Annotated in this window: 16 protein-coding genes; 6 read left to right on the forward strand and 10 right to left on the reverse strand. The window is 72.1% G+C overall.

The window, feature by feature from the left end:
- Window positions 1–106: 106 nt before the first annotated feature.
- Window positions 107–1,093, reverse strand: a complete 987-nt coding sequence (locus tag ACIQAC_RS35670; RefSeq protein WP_402198719.1) for an SRPBCC family protein — start codon at window positions 1,091–1,093, stop codon at window positions 107–109.
- 440 nt (window positions 1,094–1,533) lie between these two features.
- Here ACIQAC_RS35670 and ACIQAC_RS35675 point away from each other — a divergent pair, with 440 nt between their 5' ends.
- A complete protein-coding gene (locus tag ACIQAC_RS35675) occupies window positions 1,534–1,761 on the forward strand; it encodes a DUF6059 family protein (protein WP_402198721.1) in 228 nt (75 codons plus the stop codon).
- Window positions 1,762–1,830: 69 nt separating this feature from the next.
- Here the strand turns inward: ACIQAC_RS35675 and ACIQAC_RS35680 are convergent, their stop codons facing one another.
- Complete coding sequence (locus tag ACIQAC_RS35680; protein WP_402198724.1) at window positions 1,831–2,754, reverse strand: hypothetical protein; 924 nt, start codon at window positions 2,752–2,754, stop codon at window positions 1,831–1,833.
- 306 nt (window positions 2,755–3,060) lie between these two features.
- On the opposite strand from ACIQAC_RS35680, the gene ACIQAC_RS35685 reads away from it, so the two are divergent.
- The gene (locus ACIQAC_RS35685; RefSeq protein ID WP_402198726.1) at window positions 3,061–3,378 is read left to right on the forward strand and encodes an Imm51 family immunity protein; all 318 of its coding nucleotides are present in this window, start codon (window positions 3,061–3,063) and stop codon (window positions 3,376–3,378) included.
- A 221-nt stretch (window positions 3,379–3,599) separates the two neighbouring features.
- On the opposite strand, the gene ACIQAC_RS35690 is transcribed toward ACIQAC_RS35685, so the two are convergent.
- A complete protein-coding gene (locus ACIQAC_RS35690) occupies window positions 3,600–3,980 on the reverse strand; it encodes a hypothetical protein (protein ID WP_402198727.1) in 381 nt (126 codons plus the stop codon).
- Here ACIQAC_RS35690 and ACIQAC_RS35695 point away from each other — a divergent pair.
- Complete coding sequence (locus ACIQAC_RS35695) at window positions 3,979–4,137, forward strand: hypothetical protein (RefSeq protein ID WP_402198730.1); 159 nt, start codon at window positions 3,979–3,981, stop codon at window positions 4,135–4,137. The two genes, ACIQAC_RS35690 and ACIQAC_RS35695, sit on opposite strands and share 2 nt — an antisense overlap.
- A gap of 41 nt (window positions 4,138–4,178) precedes the next feature.
- On the opposite strand, the gene ACIQAC_RS35700 is transcribed toward ACIQAC_RS35695, so the two are convergent.
- Window positions 4,179–5,000 (reverse strand): BTAD domain-containing putative transcriptional regulator, encoded by an 822-nt coding sequence (locus ACIQAC_RS35700; protein WP_402198733.1) that lies wholly within the window; start codon window positions 4,998–5,000, stop codon window positions 4,179–4,181.
- A 304-nt stretch (window positions 5,001–5,304) separates the two neighbouring features.
- Between ACIQAC_RS35700 and ACIQAC_RS35705 the strand changes: the two genes are divergently transcribed.
- Window positions 5,305–5,853, forward strand: a complete 549-nt coding sequence (locus tag ACIQAC_RS35705; RefSeq protein WP_402198735.1) for a hypothetical protein — start codon at window positions 5,305–5,307, stop codon at window positions 5,851–5,853.
- 565 nt (window positions 5,854–6,418) lie between these two features.
- Entirely contained in the window at window positions 6,419–6,694 is a 276-nt protein-coding gene (locus ACIQAC_RS35710) for a hypothetical protein (RefSeq protein ID WP_402198736.1), read from the forward strand.
- Between the two features lie 285 nt (window positions 6,695–6,979).
- Here the strand turns inward: ACIQAC_RS35710 and ACIQAC_RS35715 are convergent, their stop codons facing one another.
- The 6 genes from ACIQAC_RS35715 to ACIQAC_RS35740 form a co-directional block, all read right to left on the reverse strand.
- Window positions 6,980–7,807 (reverse strand): BTAD domain-containing putative transcriptional regulator, encoded by an 828-nt coding sequence (locus ACIQAC_RS35715; RefSeq protein ID WP_402198739.1) that lies wholly within the window; start codon window positions 7,805–7,807, stop codon window positions 6,980–6,982.
- A 1,009-nt stretch (window positions 7,808–8,816) separates the two neighbouring features.
- Window positions 8,817–9,212, reverse strand: coding sequence for an SUKH-4 family immunity protein (locus ACIQAC_RS35720; RefSeq protein WP_402198741.1), 396 nt, complete (start codon window positions 9,210–9,212; stop codon window positions 8,817–8,819).
- Between the two features lie 368 nt (window positions 9,213–9,580).
- Window positions 9,581–9,802, reverse strand: a complete 222-nt coding sequence (locus tag ACIQAC_RS35725; protein WP_402198742.1) for a hypothetical protein — start codon at window positions 9,800–9,802, stop codon at window positions 9,581–9,583.
- A 423-nt stretch (window positions 9,803–10,225) separates the two neighbouring features.
- The gene (locus ACIQAC_RS35730) at window positions 10,226–11,065 is read right to left on the reverse strand and encodes a ScbR family autoregulator-binding transcription factor (protein ID WP_402198744.1); all 840 of its coding nucleotides are present in this window, start codon (window positions 11,063–11,065) and stop codon (window positions 10,226–10,228) included.
- A gap of 15 nt (window positions 11,066–11,080) precedes the next feature.
- Window positions 11,081–12,676, reverse strand: coding sequence for an acyl-CoA carboxylase subunit beta (locus ACIQAC_RS35735; protein WP_402198763.1), 1,596 nt, complete (start codon window positions 12,674–12,676; stop codon window positions 11,081–11,083).
- Window positions 12,677–13,984: 1,308 nt separating this feature from the next.
- On the reverse strand, window positions 13,985–14,263 hold the full coding sequence (locus ACIQAC_RS35740; protein ID WP_402198747.1) for an acyl-CoA carboxylase subunit epsilon: 279 nt from the start codon (window positions 14,261–14,263) through the stop codon (window positions 13,985–13,987).
- Window positions 14,264–14,601: 338 nt separating this feature from the next.
- Between ACIQAC_RS35740 and ACIQAC_RS35745 the strand changes: the two genes are divergently transcribed.
- Window positions 14,602–16,257 (forward strand): ScbA/BarX family gamma-butyrolactone biosynthesis protein (locus tag ACIQAC_RS35745; RefSeq protein WP_402198750.1); only part of this gene is annotated, 1,656 nt, incomplete at its 3' end.

The following is a 16,257-nucleotide window of genomic DNA, read 5'->3' on the forward strand; positions in this document are numbered from 1 at the left end:
CCCGGGGCACCCGCCTCGGGCCCCGGGGCCCGGGCCCGCCGGTCGCGGGGCCCGGGGAGGGGGCGGCCGGGGTCCGGATGGGCCGGCGGACGGGCGGGCGGGGGGTTCAGGCTCCGCGGGCCATCGCGTGCTCGGCGTGCTCGGCGTGTTCGCGGGCCAGGCGCAGGGCGACGGCGCTCTCGTGGCCCAGGCGGGTGCGCAGTTCCTCGCGTGCGGTGCGTACCGCGTCGGGGCCCAGGCCGTAGCGGCGCCGTACGCCGTCCTCGTCGAGTACCGCGTGGTGGCGGGCGACGACGGTGACGCCGGTGCCGTGGACGTCGGGTTCGACCGACCACTCCCCCGTGTGGGCGGACAGCAGGGCGGGTACGGCGCTGTCGCGGATCTCCTTGTAGACGATGCGCGCGGCGTGCGGGAACCCGATCCGTACGGATTCGGTGGTGCGTTCGGTGCCGTCGGGGCCGGGCCGGCGCACGGTCATGATCTGTACGCCGGGCCCGTGTTCGGTGATGTCGATGCCGGTGGCACCGGGCACGGCGTCGCCGCGGTCGCCGAAGCGGTGCAGGAACGCGTAGACCGGCTCGACGGGCGCGTCGATACGGGCGGTGTCCTCGAAGCTGAGGACGAGGTCGTCCAGGCGCTGCCAGCGTTCGGCGAGCTGTTTGAGGTTGTCCAGGCCGGCGCGGCTGTTGGCGGTGGTGGCCCGCCGGACCCAGTCGACGTCGGCGCGGGCGTTGCCGTCGACGGCGAAATCGTTGCTGAGGGTCACCAGGGAGCGTTCGGGGCCGCGTGGTTCGACGACCCAGCTGCCGCCCATCGCGCTGACCGGGCGGGGCAGGACCTCCTGGCGGAACTCGATCCGGTGCGCGACGGGGTCGAGCAGGCGGCGTGTGGTCCAGGAGCGGATCTCGCCGTTGGCCGTCACCCACATCCGCAGCCGTTCCGACGCGCCGTCGAACTCCAGCTGCTCGACGTGGACGGTGGGCGGCAGGAACACCGGCCAGCGCAGCGCGTCGGCGATCAGGCCGTAGAGCACACCGGCCGGGGCGTTCACCTCGGCGTGCTGGGCCATACGGTGCACAGGCGCGAGGTACATACGTCACACCCCTCTCGTCTCGGACCTCTGGCGGGCCGGCCGGACGGTCACGGGACGCCGTAACCTGCCGGCCCGTACAGGCACGCCATGGACTGTGTCCTGATCGGGTGGAGGCCCGCTCGCCCACGCCTGGAGAACCGCTCAAATGCGCAGCACGCCGCCCCCGCGCCCGCCGCGCGCCACCCGTACTCCACCGCGGCGCGGCACGGCCCCGACCGGGACGCGGCCGCCCGTCCGTAGCCGGGGGCGCGGCGTACTGCGCACACGCGGGCGGCAAACGGGGGGGCGGGTCCGGCCTGCTTGGGGCGGCACTCGAGCGAACGTCATGCCGTTCACGAGCCCCCCGCCCCAGCCTGACGGCACGACAGAAGCAGCCCACAACCCACAGCCCGGGATCCTTGACCCGGGATCCGGGATCCGAGACTCATGAGGGAGTGCCGATGGGGGTTTCCCGCGTCCGGCGCATACGGCGCCTCGTCCGCGCTCTGGCCGGCTGGTTCTGGCGGGGCCTGGTCGCGGCGGGCTCGTACCAGATCACCGGCGAGGCCATCCACGCCGCCGCCGTCCTTGACGCACCACCGCCCGGCCACCCCGAACGCCTGTGCCCCAACCGCCCCCTGACCGCTTTGGAACGCACCCTGCTGAAGGAACTCGACCTCGCCCGATGAACCCCCGGCCGGCCCCGCTGCCGGGCCGCGGATACGTCCGTTGCGGGCGCGGGTCCGCTCCGGCCGCTCCTACGGGCCCGCGCGACCGGGTTCCCCGCCGAAGCGCAGCCGCCAGTCAAAGGGGTAGAGGTCACTCTCCCAGCCTGCGTCCGAGGGCGGCGCCGTGTATGCGGGTGTGCGCAGCAGGCAGCGGTTGCGGAGCAGTTCACGGCGCTCGGCCGGTGTCAGCGGTGCCTCGGCGGGGCTGGGGTCGCCGTCGGCCGTGTCGATGTCCAGGTGGCCGTCGGCGTTGATGCGCCTGCCCGTCGGTGTCCGGTAGTCCAGGCGCAATTCGGTGCGCCACTGCGCGTGGCTGCCCCATCCGTGCGACTGGTCCACCGTCGGCCGGTGACGGCGCAGGAAGGTCCAGTAGAGCGGGGAACGGTCGGCCCTGCCGCGTTCCGCGTGCCGTGCGCCGGCGCGGACGCGCACTCCCGCACGGCTGAACAGCAGCGGCCCCAGCCACAGTCCCGGCCAGACCACCTCCGTGACCCGGATGGGCTCCTGCGGGTCCTGGGTCTGCTCGACCTCCACGATCTCGTGGAGGAAGGGGTCGAACGATTCCGTCTCCTGGAACGGCACCAGTCCCAAAGCGGTGAACAGGTGCAGGTACTGCCCCAGGCCGAGCGCCGGCCACTGATCGAGCGGGTGCAGCCGGTGCGCCCAGGGCGCCTCCCCGCCGGCCTCGTAGGGCGGCTGGTGGGACAGCAGCAGCACGTCACTGACCCGGCTGAGAGCGTAGAGCTCCCAGCTCATTTCCCCGCGAAGAGCGGCGGGCGGCTCGAAGTCCTCACGGCACAACGACGTGGCGGCCTTCGCCAGCCGGTCCCGGTAGCCGGCCACGGCTCGTGCGAGCCACGGCGTCACCACCGCCCCGAAGGCGTCCGGGCCTTCGTGGTCACGCAAGGCCACGAAGAGGCCGAAGGCATCGACCGGCTCGTCTTCCCCGTCCATCCGCGCAGCGTAGCGGTGCCACCGGGCCGCGGCCGACTGCTTTCTTCCCGTGCCCTCTCGGAGTGGTCCGGTCACGGAAACTCTGATCAGGAACCCGATACCTAAGAGAACCGGGGGCGGCCGGCCTGCCCCAGGGCGGGCCCGGCTGCACCCGCGGCTCGCGCTGCCGAGTCGAGACAGCCGGCCTGCCGGCCCTGCCGGTCTGCCGGTCTGGTGCTGTGACCGGGAAGGTTCACCGGAGTCGGGAGCGGATGAGCCCATGGAGGGAGCGGATGGCTGTGGGCCAGGCGTGAGAGGATCGCGGCCGTGACCATCAAGCTTCATGACTTCGACGGCGAACACTCGCTAACGTTGGATGTCGGTGGCCTGGTTGCTGATGCAGCAGTGGCCGATGCGGGACACGAGCCGAACGGATACTTCTGGGAAGGTCTCGTGCGGTTTGCCTGGCCAGACATCGCCGAGCGCATCGACTTCGACAGCGAGGCCGGCATGTTCTGCGCGGTCGGGAGTCCGAGCGACCTCGCGCTTCTCAAGACGGCCGTTGAATCAGTCGTCACGAGCCCCGAGGCAGTCCGCGACATCATCGCCCGGGCGGAGAGTTCGGGCTTCGAGTTCGACGATTAGAGACCAACCGGACAGCAACATCAGTTGGGTCAGGCCGCTGTGCTGAGTGGGCGTCCGCCCCAGCCGATGCCTTGACAGGGTGTCGCCGCCGATCGAGTAGCAACGGTGGAAGTAGCGGATGCCGTGGGTGCGGTGGCAGGTCGCGGGGGTGCCGCTCGGGGAGGCGGCGCGGCGGGCGGCAAGGGGACGGGCGCGGGGGCAGTGAGCCGGTGGGCAGGTGGTCAGTAGCGGTGGCCGGGCCAGTGCGGGTCCTCCCACCGGTCGGGGCCGGTGAGGCCGAGCAGCCCTATCCGGTGCAGCAGTTCCCCGGACGCCCCCACCGCACTGAGGCGGGCCGGAGCATGGCGGAGCAGCCAGGCGGTCGGCTCGGCATGCATCTCCTGCTCGTTCTCCCAGGCGCTCCAGGGCAGTTGGTCACCGAGCAGGTCGTACTCCCACCGGGCCGCCGCGTCGGCCAGGTGCCGGCCGGCCACCGCTCCGGGCGTCGCTGCCCAGGTGTGCAGCCACCAACTCACCGTGCCCGATGCCTCGGCGCACACGACGAGGACCTCGTGCGCGGGTACGGCGGGATCCGGATCGGTGAGCGTGTACGCCCACGCCATGACCGCCACCTGCGAGGCCGACTGGCGGGCCGGCCTGCCCGCCGCCACCGAGCGGCGGCTGACCGATGCCCACCTCACCGAAACCGAGGCCGGCCTGGTCCGCCGCCTACAGCACCGCTCCGCACGAACCCGGCCCGCACGAAACCGGCCCGTATGAAGCGGCCCGTATGAAGCGGCCCGTATGAAGCGGCGGCGCGTTCAGGCGGCGTAGAGGTCGAAGGTGGAGGAGCGGCGCGGCCCGGACACCACGTCGAGCTGCGGGTCGACGGCGAGCATCGCCTGGTGCAGCCGCTGCAACTGCGGCGAGGGCTCGACGCCCAGCTCGTCGACCAGGCGGCGGCGCAGCCGGTGGAAGACCTCCAGTGCGCCGGCCTGGCGGCCCGAGCGGTACAGCGCCACCATGGCCTGCGAGTGCAGTCCCTCGTGTTCGGGGTGACGGGCGATCAGGTCCATCAGCTCGGCGGTGACCTCGGCGTGCCGGCCGGTGCGCAGGTCGGCGTCGATGCGGCGTTCGCGGGTGACGAGCCGGCTCTCCTCCAGCCGCATCGCCTCGATCTCCAGTACCGGTCCCACCCGTACGTCGACCAGGGCGGAGCCCTGCCACAGGTCCAGGGCCCGGCGGTAGGAGCGGGCGGCGACCTCGTCGTCGCCGTCCTCGAAGGCCTGCTGGCCGGCGGTGACCAGATGCTCGTAGGCGTGGACGTCGACGGCCTCCGGGGGTATCTGGAGCAGGTATCCGCCGTGCCGGGTGGCCAGGACGTCCTTCGCGGTGCCGGGCGTGCCCGGCCCCATGGCCGTGCCGAGCCGGCGCCGCAGTTGCAGGATGTAGGTCTGAAGGGTGGTCAGGGCGGACTGCGGAAGCTCGGTGCCCCAGATCTCCTCCATGAGGGTGGGCACGGGCATGACCCGGCCCGGGTACAGGGCCAGCAGCGCCAGGATCTGCCGCGGCTTGCCGGCCGTCGGAACGATCGACATCCCGTTGACCTCGGCGCTCAGTGGACCCAGAACACAGATCTTCATGATTTTCCCCTCCCCGTACCTCGACGGCTGGACTCGGCGTCCGAACGGTGTACGAATCGGTGCCCGAGGTTCGTCGATATTGCGCCACACGGGACGAGCGTGTCCCTGCCCCGCGACGTATGCACGAGGCGCACCGTATCCCGGCGCGTTCCACCCGTCGGGAATTCTCTAGTTGTTGTCGAGCCGCCTTCGCGTAGGGGCTCGTTCCGCTTTCCCCGGCACTGTTCTGACATGCCGTTGACGGTACGGGCGTGTATTACGGGGGTCTTTTCCCGCCGTGTTCACGCTGTTAGCTTTCCGCGTCATGGAGGCCATCAGAAACAACGGACCACACGGCACAGCCACCCCACCCGAAAACACCACGGCCCCGAACACGCGGGCCCAGGACACGCGGGCCCAGAGCACGCGGGCCCAGAAGACGGCGGCCGGGCCCGGCGCCGCGGCCGAGGACACGCCGGCCGGGCCCACGGCGCCGGCGCACGGGAGCCCGGAGAGCCCGGAGAGCACGGACACGGGGGCCTGTGAGGGCACGGCGGTGTCCGAAGGCGCGGCGGGCGGGGGCTGGTCGGCCAGGCGGGCGCAGGCGGGCGGGACGGCGCCGGGGGGTGCGGATCCGCTGATGCGGCAGCTGCTGCGCCGACTGGACGCAGGCGCAGGCGCGGACGCGGGTGCGGACACGGGTGCGGACACGGGTGCGGGTGCGGGTGCGGGTCCTGCCTGCCGGCCCGGAGGGGATGCCGAGGACCCGGCCGGTGCGACGGAGTTGATCCGTGCGGTGGAACGGGTCTGTGCCTGGCAGCGGCGCGGCACCGACGTCGGTTTCCCGGAACTGGGCGCCCGCCCCATGAAATAGCCGGCCTCAAGAGGACACGGAACCGCACTGGAGCCGCACTCGCACATCCCCCGCCCGCACGCGGACCGCTCTGTGGTCCAGTCACCGGAAACCCCGTACACGCGCGTCTGCCGGTATCAATTGCGGCCGGAAGAAGGGCCGGACGGCAGCAACACCCCTGAAGTCTCTTTCCGCAAAGACGCAAAGAGACAGAGAAGGGGGGAAGCGGGTTGTTTCCCGGGCCGCTTTCGAGTGACCTTTGAGGAAGAGACGCAGTCCCGCATTCCCGGTTCCCGTCGAGTCCCACGACGAACGCACGGGGCGCTGCCGGGCGTGCTCGTGGCGCGGGCGGGCCGGGCGGCGACGGACGCCGCACCTGTTCCGCCGGCCGGCCGCTCGGGGCCGTAGCGCCGCCGTACACGGCCCCGGCGAGGCGGCCGAACTCCTGCGCGGGACACGGGCCTTGTGGCACGGCGCGGCGCGGCCCTGGAGGGCGGCGCCGGCAAAAGCACTCCACGACGCCTGCCCGGGGGGTGTGTGCTGGGATGGCCTGGCTCTGTCGGCCGCCCGGTGGGAGGTTTTCCCGATGTCCGTGTATGCGTCGCTGACCCGTGCTCTGGCGCAGGCGTTGGTCGATGTTCTCCGGTTCGTCGAGGAGTGCGGGGACGACCGGATGGACCCCGATGACGCGGTCAGGGTCCTGGAGGGGGTGGCCCATCTGGTGGCACAGCTGTCGGATGACCAGCGGACCGAGTTCGTCGAGCTGATCGCTTCGATGGCCGCGGAGGAGACGGACTTGTCGCGTCGCGCATTCCTGGAGGGCTTTCCCGAGGGATTCGGCCTCACCGCACACGACTCCTGAGGACCTGCCCCCTGTCCGCAGAGCGGACCCGCATGCGCAGCAGTCCGCACCCCCCGAGGACAGCACCGCCCACCACCGGCGGCCCCCGGGTACCGCACTGCCCCCGGCAGTGCTTCCCGCCTTCCCGCCCGCAGGGCCCCCGCGCCCCGGGCGGGCCTTCCCGCCGGCAAGCCCTCACACCCCTCGCAGCGCCCCTCGCAGCGCCCCTCGCGGAGAACTCCCCCGCTCCCCCGCTCCCCCGCTTCCCCGGTGCGGCTGCCGCACAGCTGCCTGCCGGCCGTGGGGTCAGCCGACCCGGGCGACGGCCTGTCCGGTGGTTTCGGGGCCGCGGGTGGCGGTGGTCTCAGGGTGGGCGGTGAGGATGGACCGCTGTAGGCGGCTGAGCATCGCCGAGGGCTCCAGGCCCAGTTCGCGTACGAGGGTGGTCCGCAGCCGCTGGTAGACGCTGAGCGCCTCACCGCGCCGTCCGGAGCGGTGCAGGGCCACCATGAACTGGCCGTGCAGGCTCTCGTGCATCCGGTGCCGGTTGACGAGCACGGTCAGCTCCGACAGCAGCTCGCGGTGACGGCCCAGACGCAGATCGGCCTCGATCCGCTGGTCGAGCGCGCACAGCCGGGCCTCCTCCAGCCGCTTGGCCTCCAGCCCGATCCGGCCGCCGGCACTCACATCGGCGAGCGCGGGCCCCGTCCACAGCGACAGCGCCTCACGCAGCCGGCGCGCCCCGCCGGAGAAGTCCTCGGCGTCCATGGCCCGGTAGCCCGCGCCGGCCTGCCGCTCGAACTCGCGGAAATCGACCCGCCCGCCCCGGGTGTTCAGCCGGTAACCACCGGGCAGCGTGACCACGATGTCCTTGGCCGTGACGTCCCTTTCACCGGCCTTCGCCAGCGCCTCACCGATCAGCTCACGCAGTTGCAGCACATAGGTCTGCAACGTGGTACGGGCACTGCGCGGCGGCTCGTCGTCCCACAACTCCTCGATCAGGGAGGACACCTGGACCACCCGGTCGGCATGCAACGCGAGCAGCGCGAGCACCTGCCGCGGCTTGGGCGCCGTCGGGGTGATCGAGATGCCGTGCTCACGTACGGACAGCGCGCCCAGAACTTCAATGTCCACTGTCTTCTCCCCCTGGATTCGGATACCGGCGGTGTACGAGTGGACGCCGCGCCCACTGCCACCCGGGTGACCGGACGACCCCACGACGATTCCGACTCGAATACGATTAAAAAAACAGCACAGTCGGTTTGTCAAGCGAAAGGGACAGGTTCGAGCCGACCAGAAAACCCCACCCCACCCCCGCACGGACCCGCCCACCACCCACCGCCCGCACATACCCGCAGGTCACGGCACCAGAGGCCCGGCAACCCCGCCCCGCCCCCAGACACGGCTCCGGTGATCCTCCAGCCAGCCGCCACGGCCCGCGCCGGCGGCACACCGGAGGACGCCCCCACGCGGCCTCGAACCTCGGACCAGAGCCGGTTTGATGACAGACCAGGACATACCTCACACAGTAAAAGACCACAAGGTCTGTTTCCGTGGTAGAGGCAACGGCCCCCAACCCCACAGCCCCGCGACCCCACGACCCCCGCGGCCCCCGCGGCCCCCACGGCCCCGCGGCCCCCGCGGCGGGGCGGCATCCCGCAGCCGACGCCCGCACCCCGCCCCCGCCACGGCCGCCCTCCACGGCGGGACCGGGGTCTTTGGCCGGATGCCGCGACGGAGCCCGGCCCCGGGCCGGCTCTACGACGGCCCAGGGCCCCCGGCCCAGGCCCCCGGCCCGGGTCCGCGGCCGGGAGGGCGATCCGGGGCCGCGGGCAGGGGAGTTGGACCCCGTGCGGGGCCCTGGGCGGGGTCTGCGGGACCGCTGTGCGCCTCCTGGGCGCCCGGGGGCGGCGACGGCACGCCGGCGCCCTCAGGGCCCGGCTGGGGGCCGGGGCGCGGTGGAGGGCCGCAGGGCCCGCGCTCCGTCCGCAGAGACACCCGCCCCGCCCCGCGGCACCGGTCTGCCCCGCGGCACCGGTCTGCCCGGCTGGATCACCGGGCCACGCCGCGTACACGGCAGGCGGGCCGATGCCGTGCACGGGACAGTCCCGGCCGCCCGCCTCCGTGGCCACCGCGTCCTGGCCTACTCGTCCTGCGGGACCAACACCTCGAACCCGGCCTCCTCGAAGACGCGTGACCACCAGGAGTCCTCGTCCTCGAACGCACGCGGGTCGCTCTGCCGGGCCCGCTCGATCACGCCTTCGGCATAGTCGTCGTAGCCGTCGTCCGTGTCGCTCTTCGCCGAGCGGACGAACGCCTCCCACACCGACAGAACCTGCTGCAAACCCGTGACAGAGGAGTTGACCAGCCCGTACTGCTGCTCCTCATCGCCCGCGCAACCGCGGACCATCCAGACTTCACCGCTGCCGATCACCAGCCAGTACGTGCGGGCACCGTCCTCGAACGCGCCGAGGAACGCGGCCCGGCCCGCGGGAAGCTCGCAGGTTTCCAGCTCCCGCCCCGCGTCGCGCACAAACATGCGGCAGCAGTCGGCAGGCAGCCCTCGCCCACCCAGCCCGGACACCACCTCGCCGCCCGCACCCAGCCGCGTGAGACAACCCGCGTCATACGACAGCCACCGCCCACTCGACAACCCACACCCCCAGCCCCGGCCCCAAGTCCCTGTTCCCTGCGGCCCGATCCTCCCGGAGCGCACAGACGATCCACCGAACGGGCTCCACGGCGCAGGGCCCCGCCCCGTGGAGCCCGTCAACGGGGCGACGACTGCCCGCCGCAACACGCAAGAGACGAAAAAGAGGGAGGCCCGGCCGCCGGCCCGAGCACCGGCGACCGGGCCTGCCCGCGCAGGGCCGGCCACCCCGCGGCGCGGCACCGCCGAAGCAGGCGTCAGTTCCACGGCTCCTTGCGGGGATCCTCCCCCAGCACCTCCGCCGCGGCCACGCACAGGTCCTCGCCGTAGAGCTGGTTGCTGCCGTGCCCGCCGCCCCACAGACCGGACGCCGCCCGGGCCACGGCACGCCAGGACAAGCCCTCCTCGACCCGCCACGCACGGATCCGCACGGCCATCTCCCGCGTCATCGCCACCGCATCCCCGGCATCAGGTGTCATCCCGCCGACCCTAGAGGCCGGCGGGACGACTGCACCGCCCGGGCGGCGTACAGGGGTTGCGCCCCGGCAGGCCGGGCCGATCCCGCAGACACCCGCCCGCCGCCCGCACGCCCGCCCGCCCGCACGGCCGGCCGGTCGCCGTCGGGGCACGGAGGGCGTGAGGGGCTTCATGTCCGTGTGCCGAAAGGCCCCGTGCCGCGTCAGCGCCCCGGCGCGCTGCGCGCTGCGCGCTCACCGGACACCCCGTGCGGCGGGGAGACTTCCCCCGGGAACGGATCCACCGCCTCTGCGTCCGGGACGGCGCAACCGACCGTGCGCCGCGTGCCGGTAGGTACCGGGCGTTTCCGTGCCCGCCGGGGCGCCGGCCCCGGTATCCGCCGCCACGCCAGTCAGCGCCCCGCCATGCCGAGGACAGCCCACTGCCTAGGTGTGGGCCCCCGTCCCGTGGGTGCCCGGGGCGGGACCGGCGGGGCCGCCGTGTGCGGCGCCGCCGGTGGGCCCGGAGGACGGTGCGGCGGCCGGACCGCCGGACGTACGGGGCCCGGGCACCGCACCAGCACCAGCACCAGCAACCGGACCGGCGGCGGAAACCGGACCGTCACCGTTGCCGTCACCGGGGCCGGCGCCGTTGCCGGGGCCGGCGTCGGGGCGGGGGGTGCCGGCGGGGGTGAGGGTGCCCAGGAGGGCGGGGTCGGCGAGGCGGGGCAGCAGCAGCTGCCAGAACCGGGTGACGGTCCGCGCGGAGAGCCACTGCGGATCACGCCGGGCCAGGACCTCGAACCCGGTGGTCGCCGCGACCACCGAGGACGCCGCGTGCCGGGGCACCGCCGCGTTCAGGACGCCTTCGCCCTCGGCACGCTTCAGGCACGCCTCCACCCACAGGTACCACTGCCGGTGCAGATCACGCGGCCGCCCGTGCGGGACCTGGCCGCGGCTGAGCTCGAACCCGGCCCGCAGCACCACGTCCGCGCCCAGCGCACGCGCCAGTTCGTGCGAGGCGTCCACCACCAGCTGGAGCGCGTTCCCGGCACGGCCCTCGTGCAGCGCACCGATCGCCGCCAGCCGCCCGGCGGCCGCCTCCTGCACCGCGTCCGCGAGGACCGCCTTGTTCGCGAAATGAAAATGCAGGGCCCCGTTGCTCACCCCGGCCAGGGAACTGATCGCATGCAGCGACGCCACACTGAAACCCTCCCGGTCGAACACCGCGGCCGCCGAATTGATCAGCGCCTCACGGGTACGCAGCGCTCGTTGCTGTCTGGCCATGAAAAAGGTGCTCCGTTACTGCGGCGGATTGCCGTGCTTGCGGGAAGGCAGGTCGGCATGTTTCGTGCGGAGCATCGCAAGCGAGGAAATAAGCACCTCACGCGTGGCGGCCGGATCGATGACATCGTCCACCAGCCCCCGCTCCACGGCGTAATACGGGTGCATCAACTCGGCCGTGTACTCCTTCACCATCCGCTCCCGCATCGCCACCGGATCGTCCGCCTCGGCGATCTGCCGGCGGAAAATCACCCCCGCCGCACCCTCCGCACCCATCACCGCGATCTCGTTCGACGGCCACGCATACGTCAGATCCGCGCCGATCGACTGGGAATCCATCACGATGTAGGCGCCGCCGTACGCCTTGCGCAAAATCACCTGGATCCGCGGCACCGTCGCATTGCAGTACGCATACAGCAGCTTCGCACCGTGCCGGATGATCCCCCCGTGCTCCTGGTCCACCCCCGGCAAGAACCCCGGCACATCCACCAGCGTCACGATCGGCACATTGAACGCGTCACACAACTGCACGAACCCGGCCGCCTTCTGCGACGCCTCCATGTCCAGCACCCCCGCCAGCACCTGCGGCTGACTGGCCACAATGCCCACCGCCCGGCCGTCCAGACGGGCCAGCGCACACACCACATTGCCCGCCCACCCCTCATGGACCTCCAGGAACTCGCCGTCGTCGACGATCTCCCCGATCACCGCCGTCACGTCATACGGACGCGACCCGTCCACCGGCACCAGATCCAGCAACGCCTCACTGCGCCGCCCCACCGGATCCGTGCACACCACCTCCGGCGGACGCGAACGGTTGTTCTGCGGCAGCAACGACAGCAGATACCGCACCTCCGCCAGACACGTCTCCTCATCGTCATACGCGAAATGACACACCCCCGACATCCCGGCATGCACATCCGCACCGCCCAGACCCTCCTGCGTCACCTCCTCCCCCGTCACCGCCCTCACCACATCCGGACCGGTGATGAACATCTGCGACGTCCCCCGCACCATGAACACAAAATCCGTCAACGCCGGACTGTAAGCAGCCCCACCCGCACACGGACCCAACATCACCGAAATCTGCGGAATCACCCCCGACGCCCGCGTATTACGGCGGAAAATCCCGCCATAACCCGCCAGCGCCGACACCCCCTCCTGAATCCGCGCACCCGCACCATCATTCAGCGACACCAACGGCGCACCCGCCGCGACCGCCATATCCATCACCCTGTGGATCTTCTCCGCATGCGCCTCCCCCAACGCACCCCCGAAAATCCGGAAATCATGCGCATACACAAACACCTGACGGCCCTCCACCGTCCCCCAACCCGTCACCACACCATCCGTATAAGGCCGCTTCCCCTCCAACCCGAACCCCGACGCCCGATGCCGGCGCAACTGCCCCACCTCACAAAACGACCCCTCATCCAGCAACAACCCGATCCGCTCCCGCGCCGTCAACTTCCCCCGCGCATGCTGCGCCCCCGTCGACCCCGCCGCCGGCCCCGCCACCGCCAACCCCCGCAACACCCCCAACCCAGCAACCCGCCCCCGCGCATCCACACCCACACCATCCGCCGCAGGCACACCACCCGCCCGCCCAGACACGCCCAGGCCCTGCGCACCCCCGGCGCCGCCCACCCGCCCGCGCACATCCGAAAGCCCGTCACTCACCCCGGCGCCACCCGCCGGCCCGCACACATCCGCGCCCACCGCAGACACCTCAGGCACACCACCGGCCCGCTCAGGCGCGCCCAGGCCCTGCGCGCCCACCCCGGCGCCGTCCGCCGGCCCGCGCACATCCGGGCCCCCCGCAGGCACACTGCCCGCCCGCTCAGGCGCGCCCGGACTCTTCGCACCCACCGCACCCTCTACGGCGTCGCGTCCATCGGAAAACTCCGCGGGGGCGGCCGGAGCGCCCACCACCCGCCCACCCGCGCCCGACAACTCCGCACCCACCACGGCGTCATCCGCCTGCCGGCGCGTGTCCGAAGGCTCCGCGAACCCCACGGGAACGTCCTCGAGGACCGTCACGATGTCTTCCCTCCCTCACCCGCACGACCGCACACCACCACCACCTTAACAAACCGCTCGCGCGGTTTTAGTGGTGGGTGTGTGACGCACGCATGAAATCCGAAAAATTGAAAACCCGGACCGGACACCCCGGCCCACCCACAACACCCGGCCCAGCCACACCGGCCGGCACAAACCACCCCGGCCGGCCACCCGACCCGAACCACCCACACAGCCACCGGCCGGCCACCCGACCCGGCCCCCAGACCAGGCAGGCAGGGACACCCGCCCCAGCACGGCACCGGCACCGGCACCGACCAGGCACGAACACCCCACCAGACCCGGCAGAAGACCCCGCAGGATCCGGCAGACCCGGCAGACCCGGCACGGACGCTGGACCCGGCAGACCCGCTGGGCCCGGCACAGATCCCGCGCCCGGCAGCCACACCAAACCCTGTGGGCCCGGTGAAACCGGCGGACCCGGCAGGGGTCGCCGGATCCGGCACAACTCAACGGCCGCGCACCAGATCCAGCAGAAACGCCCTGGCAGGCAGGCCCGGCACAGACACCGCACCCACCTCGCACTCCCCTGGCCTGGCCTGGCCTGGCCTGGGCTGGGCTGGCCTGGCCTGGCCTGGGCTGGGCTGGGCTGGGCGGCAGGAGCGTCCGGCATCTCAGGACCGGCAGGCGGCGCGGATCCAGCAGGAACACCGCCCAACAGGCCGGCCCGGCACGGACACCACAGGCCCCCCGGGGACACCGGACCCGTCGGACTCTGCACGGCGGGAACGCCCCCGGCAGGCAGGACAGGCCCGGCACCGGACCCGGACCCGGCACGCACACCCCCGGCCCGCAGCCCTACCGGACAGGCCGGGGCAGGGGCGGCGTGCGGGGCGCGGTGTGCTAGTGCCAGCTGTGCGGGGACCGGTAGGACCCGCCCGCCACGACCGCAACCGGCCGATGCCACGACGGACCCTCCCCCGCACCCTCCCCCAGCCCGCCACCACCGCCGGTGCCGGTGCCGGTGCCGGCGGCGGTGGCGGTGGCGGTGGCGCGTGCGGCCAGCACCGAATACAAGACGGCCGTCAGCGCCGCCAGTTCCACCGCACCCGCCTGACCACGCTCGATCCGCAGCGCCGGCCCGCCGGCACCCCACCCCTCGTACTCCCCCACCACCGCCATCACCGGGCTCCTCCCGACTACCGGCCGGCTACCCCGCCGGACACCCGCCGGCTGCCTGCCGGCTGCCGCCACCGTCCCCCACCCCACTACAGACCCACTTCAGCCCCACTCGAGAACCACCCCCCGCACCCCACCGGACCAACCCACCCCCACACCCCGATGAGCTGGAGAAACACTCGAAAACCAGTCGGACCACCCCCACCCCCCACAACCCCGCCTCCCCCACCCCCTCGAACGATCACCGGCGGAGGCACCAATTCCTCTGGAAATCAAAACCGGGTGGCCCTTATCTTTTGACCCCGCCAAGAAGCACACTCCGATCTCGTCCAGGGGGAACGATGACCGCGAGCACCTTCCACACCACCAACCCCACCACAAACCCTCCAACACCACACAAAACAACACAGACAGCACACACACCGGCGACCACACCCGGAAAACAGACGGCACAGACGGCACAGACGGCAGCAGGAATACCGGCAGCACAGAGAACCCCCACAGCACCCGGGCGACACGAAACACCAGGGATCCAGACCGCACAGGGAACCCACACCGCACAACAGCCGCCACAGACGACACCAAAGACGCAGACCGCGCAGGGGACTCACGGAACGCAGCCGGCACCAAGAGTTCAGGCCACGCAGGGCATACAGGGGACGCAGACGGTAACGAGGACGCAGGCGGCACTGAGGACACAGGCCGCCCCGGGCAAACACACCACCACCGCACGCCAGACAACACCCGCCCCGGCACCCGCACCCGCGTCACAGCGGACCCGGACAACACCACCCGCAACAAACAGGACTCACACCACCCCGGCAACACCCGAAGAGCGGACAGCCCCGGCCCCGGCAGCCCCCGCACAGCTGACAGCCTCAGCCCCGGCAGCGCCCGCGGCACGAACGGCCCCGCCCTCCGCAACACCCGCGCCACGAACGGCCCACGCCCCGGCAGCCCCCGCACAGCGGACAGCCTCAGCCCCGGCAGCCCCCGCAGAGCGGACGGCCCCGGCACCGACCGCGCCCGCGGCCCAGGACACACCGCCGGCACCGGAGGAAACACCGCAGGCCCAGCGCGCCCGGCAGGCCGCACCCTGGCAGCGCCCCGACCTCACCCGCCTCACCCACCTGTCAGGCACCGGCCTCACCACCACCGTCCCCCGCGAACTCGTCCACCGCGCCGCCATCGCCGAAGTCATGCTCACCGGCTGGCACCGCCACAGCGACACCCACTTCCACGTCAGCGCCCAATGGCCCCGCAGCCACAGCTTCTACACCCCCATCGACCACGGCGAACACGGCATCCACCACGACCCCCTCCTCGCCGCCGAAACGATCCGCCAAGCCGGAAGCCTCCTCGCCCACACCGAATTCGCCGTCCCCCTCGGCCACCACTTCCTCATGGAAAAACTCACCCTCACCCTCCACCCCCACCACACGCACCTCACCCACACCCCCGCCAACCTCGACCTCGACATCCACTGCACCCACATCCGCCACCGCCGCCAACAACTCACCGGCATGACCTACCACACCACCATCCAACGCAACGGACACACCACCGCCACCGCCACCTTCACCTACACCGTCATCACCCCCACCATCTACCGCAGACTCCGCCCCCCACACACCCTCCAACCCCACCACCAACCCCTCCCCCTCACCCCACCCCTCCCACCCCACACCGTCGGCCGCACCACACCCCACGACGTCGTCCTCTCCCCCACCACCCCCCACCAACCCGGCCACTACCAACTCCGCACCAACACCCACCACCCCGTCCTCTACGACCACCCCACCGACCACGTCCCCGGCATGGCCCTCCTCGAAGCCGCCCGCCAAACCACCCACCACACCCACACCACCCACCACACCACCCACCCCACCCCCCACCCCACCCCCCACACCACCCCCCACACCCCCTACATCACCCACATCACCTGCACCTACCACAAATACACAGAACTCGACCAACCCACCCACATCACCACCACC

The sequence above is a fragment of the Streptomyces sp. NPDC088387 genome, from assembly GCF_044753385.1.
Classification (GTDB): domain Bacteria; phylum Actinomycetota; class Actinomycetes; order Streptomycetales; family Streptomycetaceae; genus Streptomyces.